The sequence below is a fragment of the Variovorax sp. 01T439_2 genome (genome assembly GCF_056398445.1).
In genome coordinates, this window is record NZ_JBFTPJ010000508.1 from 1 (window position 1) to 4,863 (window position 4,863).

General features: G+C 71.0%; 4 protein-coding genes and 2 pseudogenes. 1 reads left to right on the forward strand and 5 read right to left on the reverse strand.

The genetic code is table 11. From position 1 onward, the window contains the following. The first annotated feature begins 30 nt into the window (after positions 1–30). Positions 31–693: a TetR/AcrR family transcriptional regulator gene (locus AC1DOC_RS21735; protein ID WP_478079697.1), complete on the forward strand. Its 663-nt coding sequence runs from the start codon at positions 31–33 to the stop codon at positions 691–693. A 15-nt stretch (positions 694–708) separates the two neighbouring features. On the opposite strand, the pseudogene AC1DOC_RS21740 reads toward AC1DOC_RS21735, so the two are convergent. The 5 genes and pseudogenes from AC1DOC_RS21740 to AC1DOC_RS21760 form a co-directional block, all read right to left on the reverse strand. Further along, positions 709–885, reverse strand: a pseudogene (locus tag AC1DOC_RS21740) (MarR family winged helix-turn-helix transcriptional regulator); the annotation flags it as partial. A 114-nt stretch (positions 886–999) separates the two neighbouring features. Beyond that, the gene (locus AC1DOC_RS21745) at positions 1,000–2,757 is read right to left on the reverse strand and encodes an acyl-CoA dehydrogenase family protein (RefSeq protein WP_478130462.1); all 1,758 of its coding nucleotides are present in this window, start codon (positions 2,755–2,757) and stop codon (positions 1,000–1,002) included. A 7-nt stretch (positions 2,758–2,764) separates the two neighbouring features. Then, positions 2,765–3,754 (reverse strand): Bug family tripartite tricarboxylate transporter substrate binding protein, encoded by a 990-nt coding sequence (locus AC1DOC_RS21750; protein ID WP_018906698.1) that lies wholly within the window; start codon positions 3,752–3,754, stop codon positions 2,765–2,767. Between the two features lie 51 nt (positions 3,755–3,805). Beyond that, positions 3,806–4,570 carry an SDR family NAD(P)-dependent oxidoreductase gene (locus AC1DOC_RS21755; RefSeq protein WP_478079699.1) on the reverse strand — a complete coding sequence of 255 codons (765 nt, stop codon included), beginning with the start codon at positions 4,568–4,570 and terminating at the stop codon, positions 3,806–3,808. 25 nt (positions 4,571–4,595) lie between these two features. Beyond that, positions 4,596–4,863, reverse strand: a pseudogene (locus tag AC1DOC_RS21760) (feruloyl-CoA synthase); the annotation flags it as partial.

Genomic DNA, 4,863 nt, shown 5'->3' on the forward strand with positions numbered 1-4,863 from the left:
TAATGGACACTGTCCACATGGAGATTCCTGATGAGCCCCCGCATCGTCCCGCCAGCCCCGAGCCCGCCCGCGGCCCGCAGCACCTACCGCCATGGCGACCTGCGCCGCGCGCTGCTCGACGCTGGGATCGAACTGGCGCGCGACGGCGGCCCCGATGCGGTGGCGCTGCGCGAGGTGACGCGCCGCGCGGGCGTGGTGCCCAATGCGGCCTACCGCCATTTCGCGAGCCGGCGGGAGCTGCTGCTGGCGGTGCGCGCGGCCGCGCTGTCGGCGGCGGCCGGGGCCATGGAAAAGGAGCTGGCGGTGCTGCCCTGCGACCAGCCGCCCGTCGACTTCGCACGGGCGCAGGTGCGGGCCATCGGCACCGGCTACCTGCGCTTTGCCCAGGCCGAGCCGGGCCTGTTCCGCACCGCTTTCGTGGTGTCGTCGGAAGATGCCGAAGGCGAGGTGGGGCCGGCAAGGGCAGGCGCCAGCGGCAAGGACCCGTTCCAGCTGCTGGGCGCCGCGATCGACCGGCTCGTGGAAGCCGGTGCGCTCGACCCTTCGCACCGCCCCAATGCCGAATACCTGGCCTGGTCGGCCGTGCACGGCCTGGCGCTGCTGATCATCGAAGGACCGCTCAAGGGCATGGACGCGCAATCCAGCCATGCGCTGGGGCAGCGGCTGATCGACATGGTGGAGCGGGGGCTTTAGCCTGGGTGGCCCCGGCTACAGATAGATCTTCTGCAGCAGCCGGATCAGCGTTTCGCGCTCGCGCACCGTGAGCCGGGCGCTGGCGTCGGCCTCGAGCTGCGTCACGGTCTGCTCGGCCTCGCGAATCAGCTTTTCTCCGGCCTCGGTGAGGTGCAGCCCCACCGCGCGTCCATCGTGCGGATGCGGGCGTCGAGCCGCTCCGATTTGCCGTTTGGCGCTGCGGCCGGCTCTGCCTTGGCGGGACTGTTCTTGGATGGACGGGGCATGGCCCGAGCGTAACTCGTGGCCGGCCCGGCCGGGCTTCCGTCAGCGCGCGGCGGCCGGGGTTTTTGCGGCGTGGTGCGTCATGGCGACACCTTCGCAGGCGCGCTTGACGATGGCCAGCCGCATGTCGAATTCGGGCAGCACCCAGCGCCGCAGCGCGGCCGCCGGGCCGGCCCTGGCGGCGCGCTCGGCCTCGGGCGCCTCGGCCGCATCGATGCGCGCCCAGGCCCAGGCCAGCATCGCGAGCATCACCGCGCGCAGGTAGTCGTCGGCCACTTCGTAGGGCAGCACGGGGTTGGCCTGCGCGGCCATCGCGATGGTGGTGCCCAGGTAGCGCAGCTGCGCGAGCCGGCGCTGCACGTCGGCATCGGCGTCGCGCGAGGCGTCGAGCGTGTCGCGCAGTTCGAGCAGCACGGCCGACATGGCGGCGCCGCCGTCGGGCAGCACCTTGCGCACCAGCAGGTCGATGGCCTGRATCTCGTTGGTGCCCTCGTAGATCATGGTCACGCGCGCGTCGCGCACGATCTGCTCGATGCCCCATTCGCGCACGTAGCCGTGGCCGCCGAACACCTGCAGGCATTCGCTCGCGCCATGGAAGGCCTGCTGCGTGCACGCGGCCTTGAGCACGGGCGTGACCAGCGAGCACCAGCGCTGCGCGCGTTCGCGCGCCTTGGCATCGGCATCGTGCGCGGCCACGTCGAGCATCAGCGCGCTGCGGTAGGCGAGCGTGCGCGCGCCGTCGATCCAGGCGCGCTGGGTGTCGAGGATGCGGCGGATCGCGGGATGCTCGGCGRTCAGGTCCGCGGCCTCGCTGCCGCGGCTGGCGGGCACCGCGCCGGGCGCGCGCATCTGGCGGCGCTCGGCCGCATAGGCGTCGGCCTTCTGCCAGGCGGCGTCGAGCAGGCCGATGCCCTGCAGCGCCACATGCAGGCGCGCCGCATTCATCATCACGAACATCGCGGCCAGGCCGCGGCCCGGCTCGCCGACCAGCCAGCCGGTGGCGTCGTCGAAGCGCATCGTGCAGGTGGGGCTGCCGTGCAGGCCCATCTTCTCTTCGATGCGTTCGCAGTGCACCGCGTTGCGCGTGCCGTCCRGCAGCAGCTTGGGCACGAGCACCAGCGACAGGCCCTTGGGGCCGGCGGGCGCATCGGGCATCCGGCACAGCACCAGGTGCACGATGTTGGGCGTGAGGTCGTGCTCGCCGCCCGAGATGAAGATCTTGCCGCCGCTCACGCGCAGGCTGCCGTCGGCCTGCGGCACCGCGCGCGTGCGCACCTGGCCCAGGTCGCTGCCCGCATGGGCTTCGGTCAGGCACATGGTGGCGAGCCATTCGCCGGTGGCGATCTTCGGGAGGTAGCGCGCCTTCAGTTCGTCGCTGCCGTGGTGCTTGAGGCAGGCATAGGCGCCGTGCAGCAGGCCCGGTGCCATCGTGAGGCCGTGGTTCGCCGCGCTCAGCCATTCGTAGAGGATGGCTTCGAGCACGGCCGGCAGCCCCTGGCCGCCGTCTTCAGGCGCGGCCGACAAGCTGGGCCAGCCGCCATCGACGAAGGCCTGGTAGGCCGCGCGGAACCCGGGCGGCGTGGCGACCTCGCCGTTGGCGAAGCGGCAGCCGGTCTCGTCGCCGCCGCGGTTGATGGGCGCCACCGCCTCGGCCACGAAGCGCGCCGCTTCCTCGAGCACCTGCTGCTGCAGCGCTTCGTCGACCTCGGCGAAGGGCGCGAGCGCGCGCAGCTTCGAAGGTGCGTCGAGCACCGCGTTCAGGATGAAGCGGCTGTCTTCGGGGCGGGGGCGGTAATCCATGGGTGCGTCAGGACTCGGCGGTGAAGCCGATCTTCTTGACCAGCGGACCCCAGCGCTCGTATTCGGACTGGAGCGATTTCTTCATGTCCTCGGGCGAGGAACCGTGCGCCACCAGGCCGACCGACAGCAGGCCCTCGGCCACGGCCTTGTCCTTGAGCGCGGCCTGGATCGCCGTGCTCGCGGTGGCAATGACGGCGGCGGGCGTCTTGGCCGGCGCGAAGAAGCCGAACCATTCGTCGGCCACGATTTCCGGAAAGCCCTGTTCGGTGAAGGTGGGCACGTCGGGCAGGTAGGCCGCGCGCTGCGCGCCCGAGGTGGCGAGCACGCGCAGTTTGCCGGCCTTGGCAAAGGGCAGGTAGTCGCCCACGGGCGTCATGCTCGAGGCGATCTGCCCGCCCACCACATCGTTGATGGCCGGCAGCGAGCCGCGGTAGGGAACGTGGCGCAGGTCGGTGCCGGTGTTCAGGCCCAGCAGCGCGCCCAGGAAGTGCGGCGTGGAGCCCGCGCCCGGCGAGCCGTAGCTGGCCTGGCCGGGGTTGGCCTTGGCCCAGGCGATGTAGTCCTTCAGCGTCTTCACGCTGGCCGGCACCATCGGGCCGACGGCCAGGCCGTGCGTCATCACCGCGCCGATGGACACCGGCGCGAAATCGGCAAGGCTGTAGCTCAGCTTGGTGTAGATGTGCGGGTAGGTCGACAGYGCCGAGGCCTGCGCGAGGCACAGCACCGAGCCGTCGGCCGGCGAGCCCTTGAGCGTGTCGAGCGCAATGCGCCCGCCCGCGCCGGGCTTGTTCTCGACCACCGCGTTGATCTTCGAATAGGGCGTGTCGCCCAGCTTCTCGGCCACCCGGCGCGCCACGCTGTCGCCCGCGCTGCCGGCCGGAAAGCCGTAGTAGATCTTGGCCTGCTGCACGGCCTGGGCGAGTGCGGCAAGCGGATGCAGGGCGCCGAGCGCGGCTGCGCCGCCGAGTGCCTGCACGAATTGGCGTCTGTTGGTCATGGTGTTGTCTCCTTGCCTTGCGGGGCTCTCTCTGTTTGCTGGGGCTGAAAATCAGCGCGGCGCCATGCGCAGGGCGCCGTCGAGGCGAATGACTTCGCCGTTGAGGTGGCCATTGGTCACGATGTGGCAGGCCAGCTCGGCAAATTCCGAAGGCTTGCCCAGGCGCGGCGGAAACGGGATCGACGCGGCCAGCGATTGCTGCACGGCTTCGGGCAGCTCCATCAAAAGCGGCGTGGCAAAGAGGCCCGGCGCCACGGTGCAGACGCGGATCGCGTGCTGCGCGAGGTCGCGCGCCATCGGCAGCGTCATGCCCACGAGGCCGCCCTTGGAGGCGCTGTAGGCCTGCTGGCCCACCTGGCCGTCGAAGGCCGCGACGGAGGCGGTGAAGAGCATCACGCCCTTCTCGCCGTTGTCCAGCGCTTCGAGCTTCGCGCAGCGTGCCGCAAAGAGGCGCGCCATGTTGTAGCCGCCGATCAGGTTGATGTTGACCACGCGCACGAAGTCTTCGAGCGGCGCCGGATTGCCGTCCTTGCCGACGATGCGCTTGGCGCTGCCGATGCCCGCCACGTTCATCAGGATGCGCGCGGTGCCGTGGGCGGCGGCGGCCTTGTCGAGCGCGGCATTGACGCTGTCGGTGTCGGTGATGTCGCAGACGCACGCGACGCCGCCGATCTCYGCGGCCACCTTCTGGGCGAGCTCCGCATTGCGGTCGAGCACCGCCACCTTGGCGCCCAGGCGCGCGAGTTCGCGCGCGGTGGCTTCGCCCAGGCCCGATGCGCCGCCGGTCACGAGTGCGGCTTGTCCTTCGATCTTCATGGTGTGTGTCTCCTCGGGTGGTGGTTCAGCGGGGCTTCAGGGTGAAGGGCAGGGTGTCGGCATGCAGCGCCTCGACGAGCTCGGCGCGGTGCTTGAGCACGGCGCGCTGGTTGATGGAGCCCTTGTCGGTCACTTCGCCCTTGTCGATGGAAGGCGGCTCGGCCATCAGGTGCAGCCGCGCGATGCGGTTGGCGCTGCCGGTGCCCATGGCCGCCAACTCGTTGGCCACCTGCTGGAAGTGCGCCTGCACCGGCGCGCTTTCGAGCACCTGCTGCATCGATGCGCCTTCGGGC